General features: G+C 53.9%; 15 protein-coding genes. 8 read left to right on the forward strand and 7 right to left on the reverse strand.

Going from position 1 to position 16,341, the window contains the following annotated elements:
* Positions 1–18: 18 nt before the first annotated feature.
* Positions 19–1,434: an undecaprenyl-phosphate glucose phosphotransferase gene (locus tag VFO10_RS30135; RefSeq protein ID WP_325145744.1), complete on the reverse strand. Its 1,416-nt coding sequence runs from the start codon at positions 1,432–1,434 to the stop codon at positions 19–21.
* Complete coding sequence (locus VFO10_RS30140; protein WP_325145745.1) at positions 1,431–2,522, reverse strand: glycosyltransferase; 1,092 nt, start codon at positions 2,520–2,522, stop codon at positions 1,431–1,433. Before VFO10_RS30140 ends, VFO10_RS30135 begins: the two co-directional genes overlap by 4 nt.
* Positions 2,523–2,854: 332 nt before the next feature.
* On the opposite strand from VFO10_RS30140, the gene VFO10_RS30145 reads away from it, so the two are divergent.
* From VFO10_RS30145 to VFO10_RS30170, 6 genes are all read left to right on the forward strand, one after another.
* Positions 2,855–4,018 carry a sigma-54 interaction domain-containing protein gene (locus tag VFO10_RS30145; protein WP_325145746.1) on the forward strand — a complete coding sequence of 388 codons (1,164 nt, stop codon included), beginning with the start codon at positions 2,855–2,857 and terminating at the stop codon, positions 4,016–4,018.
* Positions 4,019–4,216: 198 nt separating this feature from the next.
* On the forward strand, positions 4,217–6,427 hold the full coding sequence (locus VFO10_RS30150; protein ID WP_325145747.1) for an ATP-binding protein: 2,211 nt from the start codon (positions 4,217–4,219) through the stop codon (positions 6,425–6,427).
* A 40-nt stretch (positions 6,428–6,467) separates the two neighbouring features.
* A complete protein-coding gene (locus VFO10_RS30155) occupies positions 6,468–7,220 on the forward strand; it encodes a hypothetical protein (protein WP_325145748.1) in 753 nt (250 codons plus the stop codon).
* A 104-nt stretch (positions 7,221–7,324) separates the two neighbouring features.
* Positions 7,325–7,663 carry a metalloregulator ArsR/SmtB family transcription factor gene (locus tag VFO10_RS30160; RefSeq protein ID WP_325145749.1) on the forward strand — a complete coding sequence of 113 codons (339 nt, stop codon included), beginning with the start codon at positions 7,325–7,327 and terminating at the stop codon, positions 7,661–7,663.
* Positions 7,653–8,165 (forward strand): SRPBCC domain-containing protein, encoded by a 513-nt coding sequence (locus VFO10_RS30165; protein WP_325145750.1) that lies wholly within the window; start codon positions 7,653–7,655, stop codon positions 8,163–8,165. Before VFO10_RS30160 ends, VFO10_RS30165 begins: the two co-directional genes overlap by 11 nt.
* A gap of 1 nt (position 8,166) precedes the next feature.
* Positions 8,167–9,006 carry an alpha/beta hydrolase gene (locus VFO10_RS30170; RefSeq protein ID WP_325145751.1) on the forward strand — a complete coding sequence of 280 codons (840 nt, stop codon included), beginning with the start codon at positions 8,167–8,169 and terminating at the stop codon, positions 9,004–9,006.
* Between the two features lie 37 nt (positions 9,007–9,043).
* Here the strand turns inward: VFO10_RS30170 and frr are convergent, their stop codons facing one another.
* The 5 genes from frr to VFO10_RS30195 all read right to left on the reverse strand — a co-directional run bounded on the left by frr (position 9,044) and on the right by VFO10_RS30195 (position 13,042).
* The gene (gene frr, locus VFO10_RS30175) at positions 9,044–9,598 is read right to left on the reverse strand and encodes a ribosome recycling factor (protein ID WP_325145752.1); all 555 of its coding nucleotides are present in this window, start codon (positions 9,596–9,598) and stop codon (positions 9,044–9,046) included.
* 25 nt (positions 9,599–9,623) lie between these two features.
* A complete protein-coding gene (gene pyrH, locus VFO10_RS30180; protein ID WP_325145753.1) occupies positions 9,624–10,340 on the reverse strand; it encodes a UMP kinase in 717 nt (238 codons plus the stop codon).
* Positions 10,341–10,439: 99 nt separating this feature from the next.
* Positions 10,440–11,336, reverse strand: a complete 897-nt coding sequence (tsf, locus tag VFO10_RS30185; protein ID WP_325145754.1) for a translation elongation factor Ts — start codon at positions 11,334–11,336, stop codon at positions 10,440–10,442.
* A 199-nt stretch (positions 11,337–11,535) separates the two neighbouring features.
* On the reverse strand, positions 11,536–12,324 hold the full coding sequence (rpsB, locus tag VFO10_RS30190; RefSeq protein ID WP_325145755.1) for a 30S ribosomal protein S2: 789 nt from the start codon (positions 12,322–12,324) through the stop codon (positions 11,536–11,538).
* A gap of 160 nt (positions 12,325–12,484) precedes the next feature.
* Positions 12,485–13,042: a YceD family protein gene (locus VFO10_RS30195; RefSeq protein ID WP_325145756.1), complete on the reverse strand. Its 558-nt coding sequence runs from the start codon at positions 13,040–13,042 to the stop codon at positions 12,485–12,487.
* A 164-nt stretch (positions 13,043–13,206) separates the two neighbouring features.
* On the opposite strand from VFO10_RS30195, the gene VFO10_RS30200 reads away from it, so the two are divergent.
* Positions 13,207–16,014: a 7TM diverse intracellular signaling domain-containing protein gene (locus tag VFO10_RS30200; RefSeq protein WP_325145757.1), complete on the forward strand. Its 2,808-nt coding sequence runs from the start codon at positions 13,207–13,209 to the stop codon at positions 16,012–16,014.
* Between the two features lie 138 nt (positions 16,015–16,152).
* Positions 16,153–16,341, forward strand: a 189-nt coding sequence (locus VFO10_RS30205; protein WP_325145758.1) for a hypothetical protein, incomplete at its 3' end; no start/stop codon positions are given.

Here is a 16,341-nt window from a genome sequence, read left to right on the forward strand (position 1 = left end):
CAGAGAACCTTTTTTGCTTCAGTAGGCGTTGCGGCCGCGGATCACTTCATCCAGGGTTAAAAAGAGAATTTTGATATCCAGCCAGAGCGACCAATTCTGTATATAAAAAAGATCGCATTCGATGCGCTTTTCAATACTGGTGCTGCCGCGCCAGCCGTTGACCTGGGCCCAGCCGGTGATTCCGGTCTTGACCTTGTGCCGCAGCATATAGCCCGGCACTTCCTTCCGGAATTTATCGACGAAGACCGGACGCTCGGGCCTTGGTCCGACCAGGCTCATATCCCCGCGCAGCACGTTGAAGAACTGCGGGAGTTCATCAAGGCTCGTGCGGCGCAGAAAACTGCCGAGGCGCGTGGCCCTTTGATCACCAGGCTTCGCCCAGACCGCCCCGGTCTGATGCTCGGCATCCACCGGCATCGAACGGAATTTCAGGCAGTTGAAACGCACTCCATCCAGTCCCATTCGCTCCTGGCGATACAGCACCGGCCCCCGCGAGCTGAAGGGCACCAGCATGGCGATCATCAGCATCACCGGACTTAAAAGGATCAGCGCGAACGAAGCGCCCATGATGTCAAGGCCCCGCTTCAGGATGATATTGAATCCGGAGAGTGGGCTTTCGTGGATGCTGATGACCGGGGAATTGTCGATCAGCTCAATACCGGGTGACATGCGGCTGAAGCGTTTGATATCCGGCAAAATGCGAATATCGTTTACCTGATCGGCAATCTTTTCCAATTCCCGATCCAAAAAGCCATGAAACTGATAGGGAAGGGCGATCACTACAGTTTGAATGGGGTGCTCGACGAAATAGTGCGGCCAGTCTTCGGGTTGCTCGATGCGGGAAAGATCCTGCTGACGCAAGATCCTTTCCTCGTGACTTTGGAAATTTCCGCCAGGCATGACGACTCCCTCGACGAGAGACCGTTCCACACCCAGCTTCTGACTGATCGAAAGGGCCTCCAGGATGCCTTCGCCACGCGCGATGATGAGGACGCGGCGCGGATCCAGACGGCGACGATAATTGCGTATGATACGCCGAACGATGTCGCGGCCGATGATCACGGCAAAAGGCTGCAAGGCGCCGAATATCAAAAGGGTAATGCGCGAATAGCGGTATTCCTCATAAAAGTAAGTGAAAGCGATCAAGGACAAGAGCGCGACGATGGAAGCCGGAATGATATCGAAGACTTCATAGCGGAAACGCTTCTGCTGACCCAGACGTTTCAGGCCGCCGGTGAAGGCGAAGGTCGCGAACCAGATGCCCCAGATGAAAGGAATGAGCTTCGAATAAAGGGCGATGGGCGGCACACCCAGGGGGGCATCTATCCAGGAATAGAAGCGCAGAAGGAACGCCAGCACCCAGGCCAGGGTAATCATGATGAGGTCACCCAGAAGCCTTAGGGTGAAAAGGAGCTGGCTTGTCTGTCGATTCATGCTCGATCCTTAAGGGTCGCGTCGATCTCCTGACGCATTTTTCTTTGAAAGCTATCTCGACTGAAGGTCGCTGCAAAGGTGGTGAGATAATCGCGATTAAAGGCCTGGTCTGAAAAATTCTGGAGCGTTTTGGCAAGAGAGTCGGCGCTAGCCTCTTGAAAAAAGAGTCCGGTTTTTCCTTCCTGGACAAAATCCAAAGCCCCACCGGCTTTGAGCGCGATGACGGGCGTTCCCGCCGCCAGCGCTTCGATCGCCGTGATACCAAAATCCTCGACGCCTGGGAAGATGAGCGCATCCGCGTCCTGAAAGAGGCGGACCCATTCCTCGGCTGATGGCTTCAGGCGAAATTCGGTCATTTTTCCTGCCAATCGTCGCAGTTGCTTTTCCTCGGGACCGGATCCGGCGATGATCAATTTCTTGCCGAGTCTTTCGCAGGCGGCGATGGCGAGGTCAAAGCGCTTGTAGTTGACAAAGGCTCCTGCAGCCAGGAAATATCCGCCTTTTTTTGGATTTTGAGGCTTGAACCTTTCGATGGCGACCGGCGGATGCACGACCTGAGCGTCGCGACCGTAATAACGCTTCACGCGCGTCCGCACGAAGCTGCTGTTGGCCACGAAGCGATCCACGCGATGGTTCGACGCCACATCCCAAACCCTCAATTTGGACAGAAGGATGTGTTTGATCATCTCGATCAGCGAGAGGGAACGGTGAGGAGTCAGATAATAGCGGCGTTGATCCCAAATATATCGCATAGGTGAATGGATATAAGAAAGATGCCGGGCCTCGGCCCCGACCAGCACGCCCTTGGCCACGCACGACGAGGTGCTGATGACAAGGTCATAGTCCTCCAAAGGCATGGCTTCGACAGCTGCTGGTAAAAGAGGCAAGAGGATCTTACGAAAACGTTTCAGAGCATTGAGCCAGGGATCGACGATGATCGTGCGACGCCGGATGGATTCCGGCATTTCCGCTTCGTCGTAAAACAGCGTGTAAATAGGAGCATTTGGATAGAGTTCGAGCAAGGCCTCAAGGACTTTTTCCCCACCGCGCCAGGTCACCAGCCAATCATGCACAAATGCGACACGCATTCAACCCCCTGCCTTTTTTAGGCTCCGTGAAGAGAAAATTATGCGCTGCAGTCTTAAAAAACTCAGCAAAAAAACGATGTCGCATTCGATGCCTGCCCCGTCCAGCGCGGTTGTGAACGACCTACCAGAAAGACTGGGTACCTTGCGAGGCTCTCTCACGGTCTGTTAATATAAAAGTGTAGACCCCAAGCATCACAAGGTTTCCGGTTTTCGAAAGTAGCCTTTCGGTCTCTCACCCATTTGTGACTGATTACGACTTTGTCAAAAGTCCATCGGAAAAAGCGCTTCCCCGTACCCATCTTAGCGCGCCATGAGGAGGCTTCAGCTTCGCTATGAATCAACGCAATCTCTATGACAGCAACGTCGCATCGGAACTGATTCCCCAGGTTCTTGACAAGGAGGGGCCTCTTCCTGTCGGGACCCTGCGTCAGGCCCTGGACGACATCGTTGGCAAGAGCGAAGCCATGGAAAAGGTTTTTCAAACCATTGGCAAAGTCGCACGGTCAGATTCGCCAGTCTTAATCCACGGGGAAAGTGGAACTGGCAAGGAGTTGGTGGCCTGTGCCCTGCACCGCCTATCCCAACGCGCCAGCCGCCGATTCCTGGCGGTTAACTGTAGTGCTATACCTGAAACACTGCTGGAATCCGAGCTTTTTGGATATGTCAAAGGCGCTTTTACCGGAGCTGACAAAAGCCGGAAGGGTTATTTTGAAGAAGCGGCGGGTGGAACACTGTTTTTGGACGAAATCGGTGAAATGCCGCCACGTTTGCAGGCCAAGCTCCTCAGGGTCTTGCAGGAGAAGCAATACAGCCCCATCGGATCCAACGAAGTCAAGTTGTCCGATGTTCGCGTGATCACCGCGACCAACGTGGATCTGGAAGAGGCCGTGGCCCAGGGTCGTTTCCGACTCGATCTTTTCTATCGCCTGAACGTCCTGCCCATCACGCTGCCGCCACTGCGCGAGCGCAAGGGTGATGTGCGGCAGCTGCTTGATTATTTCCTGCAGCGCTCCAATCAGCTTCATGAGTTGGATAACCTCTGCTATTTCCAGGGCGATGTCTATCAATGCCTGGAGCAGTATCCATGGCCCGGCAACGTGCGCGAGCTGCAAAACCTCATCGAACGCCTGGTGGTGATGAGCGGTGGCGGCGCCATCAGTCTCGATTCCCTGCCCCCTGAGTATCGTCGTCCCAAGGCCGGCGCTACCGGACGTGATCGTGAATTGGCCGTGGATGTTCCCAAGGATATCGTGGAACCCGAGTGGGCCCAGGATGCAGCGCCTTCAGGTGCGATCGAAGTGCTGCCCGTCGATGGCATAGATCTCGAAACCTACATCGAACGCCTGGAAAACAGCCTCATCATGCAGGCCCTCGAACGCACGGGGAATAATAAGAATCAGGCAGCCAAACTTTTGGGTCTGAACCGGACGACCCTGGTCGAACGCATCAAAAAGCGGAAGCTTGTTCCTCTCAATCTTCCTTCCAAAGAGCTTTAAGTCAACACTTCAGACAGCCCTCCGGGGCTGTTTTTTTTACCTCAAAAGCCTCATAAACCCAAACTTTCCATTTCTGGAAGAGCCAGCTGGCCTTGAACCGGCTATACTGGGCAAATCATGCAAAAAATCAAAGCGGCTTGCTAAAACCAGACTAAAAGGCTAGCACAGGAAAGAACTCCAGCCGCGCAGTAGGAGCCCATGAAGAAGGACCCGCAGCGTTTTATTATCGTCAACGCCCTGATCGCTTTCGCCTGCTATGGAACGTCTTACGTTGCTCTTTCGAAGGCCCTGCCACCAGGATATTCAACGCCTCTGTGGCCCGCTGCGGGAATTGGCATTGCCTGCGCTCTTCTTTATGGCTTCAAGGCGGCTCCGGGCATCTGGCTGGGTGCATGGGCGCTCAATTTCTTTCATGACGAGTTCTGGAACAATCCCACAAACCTTGATCTCGTGCTTTTTCAATTATCCTGCGTCGTGGCCACCTTCTCAACCATTCAGGCCTTTTTTGCCCGTTTTCTGACCGAAAAATTCCTGGGTCTTCCGGTTCAGTTCGACAATCTGCGCAGCATATTCTTTTATTTCTTTTTGATTTTGCCGCCGTCCTGCCTCATCGCATCAACATGCGGATCCTTGGCCCTGGTCGCCTTTGAAAAGTCGCCAATGGATTATGCTGGCATCACATGGCTGACATGGTGGATTGGAGACCTTGTCGGTGCGGCTCTCTTCAGCATCGTGATTTTTTGCTTTTTCGCGCACCCGAAAAAACTCTGGCGTCCCCGGCGCTGGCTCCTGGGCATTCCCATCGCAATCATGATTCTTTCCCTGATATTTCTTTATTACAAAACCGCAGGCTGGCAGGCTGAGCGGATGAAAAAGCACGTTCAGCATCACAGTATCCAATTGGAACTGGAATTGGCGCTGATCAAACGCAACAGCGAAGTAAGATGGGCCGATTTTCTGGACACCTTGCCGGACCGTGATCCATTAAGCGCCCTTGAAAACCCGGAATTCCTCCTGCTCCTGCAAAAGCGATATCCGCTTATCCAAAGCCTCGCTCTGACGAACAGCGCGGGCAAAGTCCTTTTCGTCTGGAATAGACTGCGAGGCCCCGTTGATCCGTTCATGGCCCTGCGCAAAAGAACTCAGACTCTCCTGAAACCTGATGAAACGCCGATCCATCATCGCTTCACCTCGGAACTCTTTGCTATCAACAGTTCCCGGCTCGGGATCCTGCACAGGGCTCGCATCGGCCCCAACCCCTCCGACGCGATCCAGGTCGTGGCTATCGCGGATTTGACTCAAGATCTGGCCACGCCGCTTGAATCTCATAAGAATGGCGGCTTCAGCATCGCATTCGGACCCAAACCCTCCGTGCAAACGCAGTCCATTGTGAACAAAAACCCTATCATCGTGCGCTCCAATAACATTTACCAGCAGATCGCCTATACCGTTTCCATACCGATGGCCAAGGTGATCGAGAATTCCAGTTCTGAATACATCATCGTGATGATCTTCAGCGTTGTTTTCACTCTGACCGTTCTCAGCCTTCTCTTGCTTTCGAGTGGGCAATCCTATCATTTTGAGCGCCTGTTTCATGAACGTACCGAGGCGCTGAACGAACAGAAGATCATTACCGAACACGCCTCGAAGCTGGCGGCATTGGGCGAGATGGCGGGAAGCATCGCCCATGAGATCAACAATCCTCTGGCGATCATCCAGGGCTATAGTGAAATCCTCCAGACCAAACTCAAGCGCGGTCAATACGAGAGCGGCGATATCACGCATGGTTTGAATCGCATCGAGCAAACCTGCCGCCGCATATCCGCCATCATAGTTTCGCTTCGCTCATACGCCCGCAATGATTCCACCAGTCAGGTGGTCAGCTGCTCGGTTCGTGAGGTCGTGGGAGAAACGCTGGAATTGTGCCGCGAAGGGCTGAGGGACAGGGATATTCAGGTTGAATGGGAGACGGACCGGGTTCCTGATATTTCGATCATAGTGAACAAGGCGGGACTCATGCAGGTGCTTTTGAATCTGATCGCCAACGCCAGGGATGCGATCGCCGCGCTCCCGACGCGATGGATTCGCATCAGCATCGAGGAGAGTCAGCAGGGTTCCGCTGTCTCTATCCGCGTGAGCGACAGCGGCCATGGTATACCCAAGGAGCTGCAGGAAAAGATCATGCTGCCCTTCTTTACCACCAAACCGATCGGCAAGGGGACTGGCCTTGGCCTCAGCATTTCCCGTAATCTGATGCAGTCCATGGGGGGTGACCTTGATCTGGATCGCACCGACGAGCATACCAGCTTTCTGATTCGCGTGAAAAAAGAGAAGCCTGCCGAGGTGTCCCCGCGATGGGGAAATCATCCAGCTTGTCACCTGGATCGATTTCATCCACAACAGCAGTGACTCATATCGAATCCCCCATGGAAAGGACATGATGATGATCATGACGAAGCCGACGTGCGCCTGCATTCTGTCGACCGGACTCTTGAGCCCTTATTCAGCCTGGGCCGGCCAAGGAAAGTCTTCGTTCAGCAAGGGTCCTGATACTCAGCTCTTTGGCGAAACGATCGCAAGCGAGTACGAAGTGGATGGAGCTTCCCGCCTTATTGGAATTCGTCTGACGCTGCCGTCCGGCGTTATTCAAAAAGCCAAGTCCCAGCCCTCGACGGCTCATCTCATTGATCTGCCCGAAGCTTTCAAGAGTGCTTCCTTGGTGCAGAACATCACGATTGACTGGAACCCGATGGGCCATGAGCCCCAGGATGTTTATGATGTGCCGCATTTCGATTTCCATTTCTATTTCATCAGCAAGGAACAGGTGCAGACCCTTGACTGCAGTGACCGCACGCCGGTTTCGAAAGATCTGATACTGGAAGGTTACGTACTGCCCCCGCTCGATGCGCCAGGAGCCTGCGTACCTAAGATGGGCTACCATGCGGTGCCTTTGAAAGATCTTGGACCGGACCAGATCTTTGATCAGACCCCGATCTATGGTTACTACGGGGGTGACCTGATCTTCTTCGAACCGATGATTACTCATGAGCTTCTGATATCGGGTCAGCCGGTGGAGCAGCCCATAGTCTTCCCCGATGCCTTTCTTGAAACCGTGCAGAACAAGTTCGTTCCTACTGAGTTCCGTTTGAGATTTGATCGCCCCAGTCAGACCTATCGACTGACCCTGAGCGCCAAGCCCTGATTTCTTTAATCAATTTAAACATATAGCGACATAGCTTGACATTTTCACCCAAATCCACAACCATATGGTTGTGGATTGTTGATTTGGGAAAAAGAGGAGCTGCTGTGGACCGTTTGAGCGAGACCCTGGCTGCCGTGGCCGATCCCACGCGGCGGGCTCTGCTGCATCATCTCAGGCAAGGACCGCGTTCCGTTCACGAGTTGGCGAAACCCTTTCAGATGTCGCAGCAGGGAATATCCAAGCACCTGACGCTTTTGGAAAAAGCGCAGCTGATTGACAAGAAAAAAGTCGGTCGGGAGAGCATCTGCCAGCTGAAACCCATGCCGCTGCAGGAACTCGCGGGGTGGGTTGAGCAGTACCGGGAGTATTGGGAACAAGCCGTGGACCGCTTGGAAATATTCCTGACCGAACTGGAAGGAAAAGGAGATAAAGATGGATCGTGATGCGAATGACCCGCCCGTGACCGCAGAACCCGAGGTTCTGATTACGCGTGTTCTGAATTTTCCAAGAGAGCTTGTGTTTGATGCCTGGACACGGCCCGACTACCTGATGAAGTGGTATGCCCCTCACGGCTGCAGCATCCGCTTTGTCAAAATTGATGTGAGGGAGGGAGGCAGCTTTCATTCCTGCATCGACGATCCGAAGTTTGGGGAATGCTGGGTGACAGGGAGCTATCTTGAGGTCAAAAGACCCGAGCGTCTGGTTTTTACCATGACTCTGTCCAACGAGGCCGGCGACAGCGTAAGCGCGAAAGAGGCCGGTCACGATCCTGAGTGGCAGCAAAAAACCACGGTCACCCTCACGCTTACCCAGATCGAAAGCAGGAAAACGAAGCTGGTCCTTCATCAGAACGTCTCCGAGAGACTTGCGAAGAAGACAGGCGCCTATCCCAGCTGGCTGCAGATGCTGGATCGCCTGGAAACACTTTTAACTGAGAAGGTGTAAGATGAAACACATAGCCTGGGCCATGGGCCTGCTGCTTTTTCTGTCAGGCACCCGCGCTGAAACCTTCGCAGCCTCCCACTATGCGAAGGTCAACGGACTCCGCATGTATTATGAAATTCACGGGCAGGGTCAGCCGCTGGTCCTTCTGCATGGAGGCGGTTCATCCATTCAAACCACCTTCGGGAAAGTCCTTCCCACCTTGGCCAAAAGTTATCAGATCATCGCGATAGAACAGCAAGGGCATGGCCATACCGCGGATGTGGATCGGCCTTTCCGCTTTGAATCCATGGCCGATGATACAGCCGAGCTTTTGCGACAGCTTAAGATCGGCAAGGCGGATATTTTCGGCTTCAGCAATGGCGGGACTGTGGCTTTGCTGCTGGCTCTGCGGCATCCCTCGCAGGTGAAACGACTCGTCCTGGGTTCCGCCATCTATAGCCTGGACGGCATACCGAAAGAGATTCGGGAATCCTTCAAAAAGCCCATAGGCCCGCAGGATATACCGGCCGCCCTGCGCGAGGACTATCTGAAAAACGCGCCGCAGCCCGATAAGCTGCCGTTGCAGATTCAAAAACAGATGGCCCTTTTGAACTCGTTCGAGGGGATTCCAGAAAGCGCGATGAAGACCATCTCGGTTCCTACGCTTCTTTTATTCGGCGATCACGATCTTCGTCTGGAGCATCTTTTGGATATGCACCGGCTGCTTCCCCATTCGCGAATGGCGGTGATTCCTGGCGGTCATGGCGCATATATAGGCGAGGCGACGTCCCCATCCAACCCGGATATGATCGAGGCGACTTTAAATATCGTGAAATCGTTTCTGGCGGAAAAGCTGCCCTGAGGCGAGGCAAGGCCACCCGGAGGGGTGGCCAGACGCATCAAACGGTCATGACTTCTTTTTCTTTTTTGGTCAGACGCTCATCGACGGCTTTGATGAAGTTATCGGTGAGTTTTTGAATCTCATCCTGAACGCGCTTGCTTTCATCTTCCGTGATTTTCTTGTCCTTCTCCGACTTCTTCACTTCCTCGTTCACGTCGCGGCGGATGTGACGGATGGAAACCTTGGCTTCTTCCGACATCTTCTTCAGGTTCTTCACGATTTCCTTACGACGCTCTTCGGTCAGCTGCGGAATGGGAATACGCACGACAACGCCATCGCTGTTGGGCTGCAGGCCCAGGTCAGCTTTCATGATGGCCTTTTCGATTTCCTGGATCAGTTTTTTCTCGAAAGGCGCGACCAGGATGGTGCGGGCGTCAGGAGTGGACAGCGTACCCACCTGGTTCAGGGGGCTCATCGTTCCGTAATAGTCGACCTTCACGGAATCCAGCATGCTGATGGAAGCCCGGCCGGTCCGCACGCGGGTCAGATCCTTCTCAAAACCCACTACGCGTTTTTGCATCTCGTCTTTGCATTTGGCAATAAAGTCAGTCATATGTTTATCCTCGAATACAAAATGATCAACGAACCAGGGTTCCGCCCAGCTCACCTGTGATGGCCCGACGTACGCAACCCGCTTCACCGAGTTTGAACACGCGAATCGGAATGCCCGCCTCCATGCACATCGTAATCGCTGTCGCGTCCATGACATTCAATTTCTTGCTGAGAACATCGAAGTAAGTCAGCTCATCGAATTTCACGGCATTGGCATCCTTATGCGGATCGCGGTCATAGATGCCGTCGACCTTGGTCGCTTTCAGAATCACCTCAGCGCTCACCTCACGCGCACGCAAACTCGCGGCGGTGTCGGTGGTAAAATAAGGGTTGCCGGTTCCGCCCGCGAAGATCACCACCCGACCCTTGGCCAGATGTTTGATCGCCTTCCGACGAATGTAAGGCTCCGCCAACTCCTGCATGTGAATCGCTGTCATCACCCGACTGTAGACGTTGTACTTGGTTTCCAGAATACCCTGCAATGCCAGACTATTGATCACAGTCGCCAGCATGCCCATGTAGTCGGCATTGGCCCGGTCCATGTCCCAGCCAGCTGCCCGCGATCCTCGCCAGATATTACCACCACCGATGACAATGGCGACTTCCACGCCCAGCTTTTGGATATCGGCGATCTCGCGCGCAACAAATTGCAGTGCGTCGCCTTCGATACCGAATCCACGTTCGCCCCCCAACATTTCACCGGAAAGTTTGAGCATGACTCGTTTGTACTGTGCTTGACTCATTGACGCCTCTCGCGGCAGGTTTTTCATTGCGGAGAAAAGAAGGAACATGCGGACACAAGGCAAAAAAAACCCCGATCGCCTCGGGGTTTCTTCTTTTCATTAAGAGCGGAGAGCCGCGGCGACTTCATCCGCGAAGTTTTCCTTCTTCTTGTCGATGCCTTCACCCAGTTTGAAGAGGTGGAAGGAGGACAAGGTCGCGCCCTTGCCTTTTTCGGCGACGAGCTTGCTGACGCTCAGCGAAGGGTCCTTGATGAAAGCCTGCTCGGTGAAGCAGATTTCTTTGAAGAACTTGTTGATCTGACCCTGAAGGATCTTGTCATGCATATTCTCAGGCTTGCCTTGCTCAAGAAGAGCTTTGCGGCCGAGGTCTTTTTCCGTTTCGATTTCTTCGGGGCTGACTTCGTCCGACTTCAGGTAGCGAGGAGCGGCGGCAGCGGCGTGCATCGCAAGGTCCTTGCCGAGTTCCTGAACTTCAGGACCTTCAGCGCCGTTCAGAAGAACGAGAGCACCGATTTTACCACCCATGTGGGTGTAACCGGAAACAGTGCCTTTGTTCGTGGTCAGAAGAGCCACGCGGCGCAGGCGCATGTTTTCACCGATCTTGGCGATCAGGCCTTTCAGATTGTTTTCAACCGTGTCGCTGCCCATTTTCAGGCTATTCAAAGCGTCGAGGTCGCCCACTTTATTTTGCAGAGCGACTTTCGCAACGTCGTCAGCGAATTTGACGAATTCAGCGTTCTTGCTGGCAAAGTCAGTTTCCGCGTTGAGTTCGATCACAACACCCGTGCGATTGTCGTCGCTCACGAGAACCTTCACGATACCTTCGGAGGCCACGCGATCGGCTTTTTTCGCCGCGCGCGACAGACCGCGCTCACGGAGCCAAAGGATGGCTTTTTCCATATCGCCTTGGTTTTCTTCCAGCGCTTTTTTACATTCCATCATGCCAACGCCAGTTTTTTCGCGCAGCTCTTTCACCATACTCGCTGAAATTGTCACGGGGTAACCTCCCAAATTATTTTTGAAGATGATGTTCGCAATTTATGTAGACCGGTATGGCCCGCACCCTCTTTAGCGCCTCGGCATCCTAGCTCAAGTCAAAGGTCAGAACAAATGCCATTATGACATTTTTTGGGCAAGTGCCGGGGCGAGGGAGGGACATACAAAAGCTGCCCCTTGCGGAGCAGACTGAGTGAGATTACTTCTTCTCGACGTTCACGCGGTTGCCTTTGTCGTCACGGAAGCTGCCTTCCTGAACGGCGAAGCCGCGCTCTGGTTTTTCACTGTCGTCACCGCCTTTGCCGCGAGCGCGGCCTTCAGCACAGGCTTGAGCCGCGGTGCCGATGAAAAGCTGCAGCGAACGCAGGCTGTCATCGTTGCCTGGGATCGGATAGTCGATCATGGTGGGGTCAGCGTTGGTATCGGCAATAGCGACGACAGGGATGCCAAGGCGCTTGGCTTCCTTGATCGCGATCGTTTCTTTGTGGGCATCGACCACGAACAGAGCGGCTGGCAGACCAGGCATATCTTTGATACCGCCGAGAACCATCTCGAGTTTTTCTTTTTCACGGGACAGGTTCAGAGCTTCTTTTTTAGTCAGCTTCTGGAACGTACCATCGGTCGACATACGCTCGATTTTGCGCAAGCGGTGGATCGAAACGCGGATGGTCTGGAAGTTGGTCAGCGTACCGCCGAGCCAACGGTGATTGATGAAGAATTGGTTGGTGCGCTTGGTTTCTTCCTGCACGAGGTCGCGAGCCAGGCGCTTGGTGCCAACGAAGAGCACGTGGCCGCCGCGGGCGGTTGTGGCTTCCAGGAAGTCACAGGCGCGCTGGAACATTTTCACAGTCTTTTGCAGGTCGATGATGTGGATGCCGTTGCGCTGGCCGAAGATGAATGGAGCCATTTTAGGGTTCCAACGACGGGTTTGGTGACCGTAGTGGACACCGGCTTCGAGCAGCTGCTTCATGTTGATCGTAACGGACATGGGATCTCCAAAAAGTGAGAAGGTTTAAACTTCGGAAGCGAACAACTCCAGCCCGAATCGGACTGACCTTCCAGCTTTCGCTTCCTGTTTTTTAGGGAACAAGTTCCCTTGAAAAAAGCTCGACCAAGCTATACCCGGAGACCGGGCAGGGCAAGGGAAATCAGTCTTTAGGCAACTTTAAATTCTTGAGCACGGCAAAAGGGCTTTCCTCGGGCTTCACCGCATCCTGAAAAACAGTGCGCTCGCTTACGTCTTTATGGCAGATAAGACAGGACTTGCCATCCGCTGCCGTCTTGACAAGGCGTGACGGCAAAGCCGTCTGAATGAAGTCGTTGATCACAACTTCCAGATCGATCATGCCCTGGGCGTCTATGTAATAGGCATCCATATCCGAGGGTTCGAGGTCGCGTTCGACTTCCTCTTCCTCGTCTTCCACCGGGCTCTGTTCGAGATACCGCACCTTGATCTTCCGCGAGATCTCCCAAGGGATCATGTCTTCACAGCGACTGCATGACACATTTGGCGTGAACTGGACTTCGCCCGTCACATCGTAGAGTCCATAGGTGCTAGGTGTCACAGTCAAAGCTCCGGTAATGCGTCGCGCATCGGGGCCGGCCGCTTTCATTCCAAACGATTCATAGATCAGGTGGAGCCAGGGCTCATCACCGGAAATCGTAATTGTTTTCGGGCTTCTTAGCTCTTCAGCCTTCAGTTTCATGCAAAAAACTCCTTAATCAGGCCCTTTGTGGCCGATCGCTGGCTGAATCTAGTCCCGGCGCTGCAGCGGGGCAATAAGTAAAAAAGACTGGTTAGGCCTCGCGCCAGCAACCTCGCCACTATAATATAGATGTTTAAGATGAAGACGCGCACACAGGGGGCATCGTGAAACACGCATGGGCCATGCTTCTTTTATGGGCCTTATTGCCATTCATTTCTGCTCAGGCTGAAGTTCGGGCCCGTGATGGTGTTCTCGATCTCAGGGGCCAGGACCTTTCCAAACCCATCCGTGCTCAAGGCACCTGGGATTTTTATTGGAAGGAGCTGCTGACTCCGGCAGACCTCAAAGATTCTCAGCGTCCCAAGACCTCCATCAAAGTCCCCGGAATCTGGTCCCAGGATCCTGCGAAGTACGAAACGATGGGCTATGCCACCTATCGTCTGAAGGTCCTGGTGGACCCGGGACAGAAGCTGGGACTCTTCATGGATGCTTCCATCTGGTCCGCCTCGCGCATTTTCTTGGATGGCACCGAAGTCGCTCACCTCGGAAAAGTCGGGACCACGGCGGACACATCCGAGGGCGGCGTGGCAACCCGTATCTTTGAGATCGAGCCGAAGAGCCCGGAATTCGATCTGATCATCCAGGTCAGCAACTTTGAAATCTTCCTCTGCGGCATCACCATCGCCCCGCAGTTCGGAAGCCTGGAAGTCCTGAGCCGCGATCGCAATCAGAAGGTGGCGATCGATGTGTTCATCGTCGGTGGCCTTGTCGTGATGGGAGTCTATCACCTCTGCCTTTTCCTTCTGCGCACCGAAGATCCCTCGACTCTGTGGTTCGCTTCGATGGTCTGCTTCACAGCCCTCTGGCATGCGACTTCCCGCAATGGGTTGATCATGCTGTTCTTCCCTGACCTTGGATTTGATCATCGCCTTCGGATCTATAACAGCGCCTGGGTCATCGGCGTGGCCTCGTACAGCTGGTATTTCTATTATATTTTCCGCGGGAACTTTTCGCGCCGCGTCTGCCAGGCTTCGATCGCGATCTCGCTGGCGTTCGTGGCCACCACCCTGGTCACCAGCAGCCGCATCTTCGTCGGCCTTGCCAACGTCTATCATTTCTTCTCGCTGCTCCTTGTCGTGTATGTGATGAAGGTCGTCTATCAATCCTGGAGACGCCGCGAGGAGGAAGGCCGCCTGATGATTTTCGGCCTGAGCATTCTTGCGGTGACGGGTGTTCATGATATCCTCGCCATTCGCGAGATCATCTCCTCGCCGATGCTGACGGCCGGCGGGCTTTTCGGTTTCATTATCTTCCAGTCCTTCATACTCGCGCGCCGCTTCTCGAATGCCTTTGTCACGGTCAAACATTCGGAAAGAGAAATCCGCTCCCTATCGGAAGACCTGAAAACTTTGAACAATAACCTTGAAAAACTGGTGGAAGAAAAGACCCGTGACATCCGCTCCATCATGGAGCACATCCCGGTCGGCATCCTAATGATTCAGCAGAATCGGAAGGCGCATAAGGATCATTCGAAGAAAGTCTATGAGTTCTTCGACAGGGCGCATCTGGAAACGGCGGACGTCGTGGATCTGATGCTGGCGGATTCTGATCTGACTGCGGATCAAAAAAGCCAGGCGATCAGCTGCATGAATGCGAGCCTTGGCGAAGATGTCATGAATTTCTCCATGAACCAGGAGGCCCTGCCCCTTGAAATGGTGCGGAAGGAAGCTGCGGATAGGCTGCGGGTCCTGGAATTGACCTGGGATCCTATCGTAACGACGGACAACAGAGTCGATAAGATCCTTGTGACCATGCGCGACGTCACAGACCTCAGGCGCCTGCAGCAGCATAACCAGGAGCAGCAGAAGGAACTCGAATATATCGCCGAGATCATGAATACACCGCCGGAACGCTTCCAGCATTTTCTGCAGACCACCGATGAGCTTTTGGAACAGTGCCATATGCTCATGGCGAAGGCGGAAAAAAAGGCTCTCACGCCTAAACAGCTGAAGCTTCTTTTCATCAATATGCATACTTTAAAAGGCTTGTCGCGCAGCCTTTATCTGAAAAACCTGAGCCATATGTTCCATGACGCGGAGCAGACCCTGATCCAAGCGCAAAACACCGAGCTTCCCGATCTTCCGAGAATACGGAGCATGATGAAAGAGATTCAAAAGCGAGTCGATCACTATAAATTCCTGGCACAAAACAGACTCGGCCGCAATCCAGAGAAGGCCTGGATGGTGGAGTATTCCGTCGCTGAACTCGAAGAGCTTTACCATGATCTTAAGGACTGGCAGGGAACCAGCGCGGCGGCTCTTGAAAAAATACGTGCGCTATTCCATGGAAAAGTCTTCAAGGACGCGCGGGCGGTCTTCGAAGAACTCTTCAGCTCTGTGCTGGTGCTAGCCCGTGATCTCGGCAAGGAAGTGCCGCGCATCGCTTTGGAAACCGGCGGCATTTGCCTGAGTCAACGCGCCGAGCAGATCTTCCGCAAGATCTTCATTCATCTGATTCGCAACGCCATGGACCACGGCTTGGAAAGCGCTGATGAGCGGCGGAAGCAAGGCAAGGATCCGGTCGGTACGATTCGGGTCACCATGCAAAGGGTTGACGAGGAACTCGAACTGCAATGCATGGATGATGGCCGGGGTCTTCACCTGCGCAGAATTCAGGATGCCGCCGTCCAGGCTGGAATCCTGCCGGAAGGCTCACAGCCTGATCCCATGTCCCTCGCGGCCCTCATCTTTCATCCCGGCATGTCCACCGCTCGGGAATTAAGTGATATCTCCGGGCGCGGCATCGGCATGAATGCAATCCTGGCCTTCGTCGAACAGAATGAAGGTTCGATTGCCATCGAACTCGTGCCTCCGCCGCAAAGCTCGGCAGATTTTGCAGCCTTCCGCCTGATCATCCGCCTGCCTTTTCAACTTTTCGAAGAGGCCCCGCTCGGGCTCCGGGCCGCGGGCTAAGTGCCCGTAGTCCCATGCCTTCTGCCCAATAAGTTCTTTCCTTACCGAAAGATACAAGAAAAGACTCCACTTTCTTACGGGGTGACCGATGACAGATCGGAGTCAAAATATATCCAGGGATGGAGACAGTCGACCCGTATGGAAAAACGTTGGAACGTTTACCACGGCAATGACTACCTAGGCCTCAAAACGGCCAAGGAGATCAGGGAGGCTTTGCGCCAAGGCACCCTCGACCCCTTCGACAAAGTCTCCCGCGAAGGCTCCAATATCCGCGAAGATCTTATCGAAGTGGATGAAATCTTCCGCGAGGGAGCCGATGCTCCGGCG

It is taken from the genome of Oligoflexus sp., assembly GCF_035712445.1.
In the GTDB taxonomy this organism is placed as follows: Bacteria; Bdellovibrionota_B; Oligoflexia; order Oligoflexales; family Oligoflexaceae; genus Oligoflexus.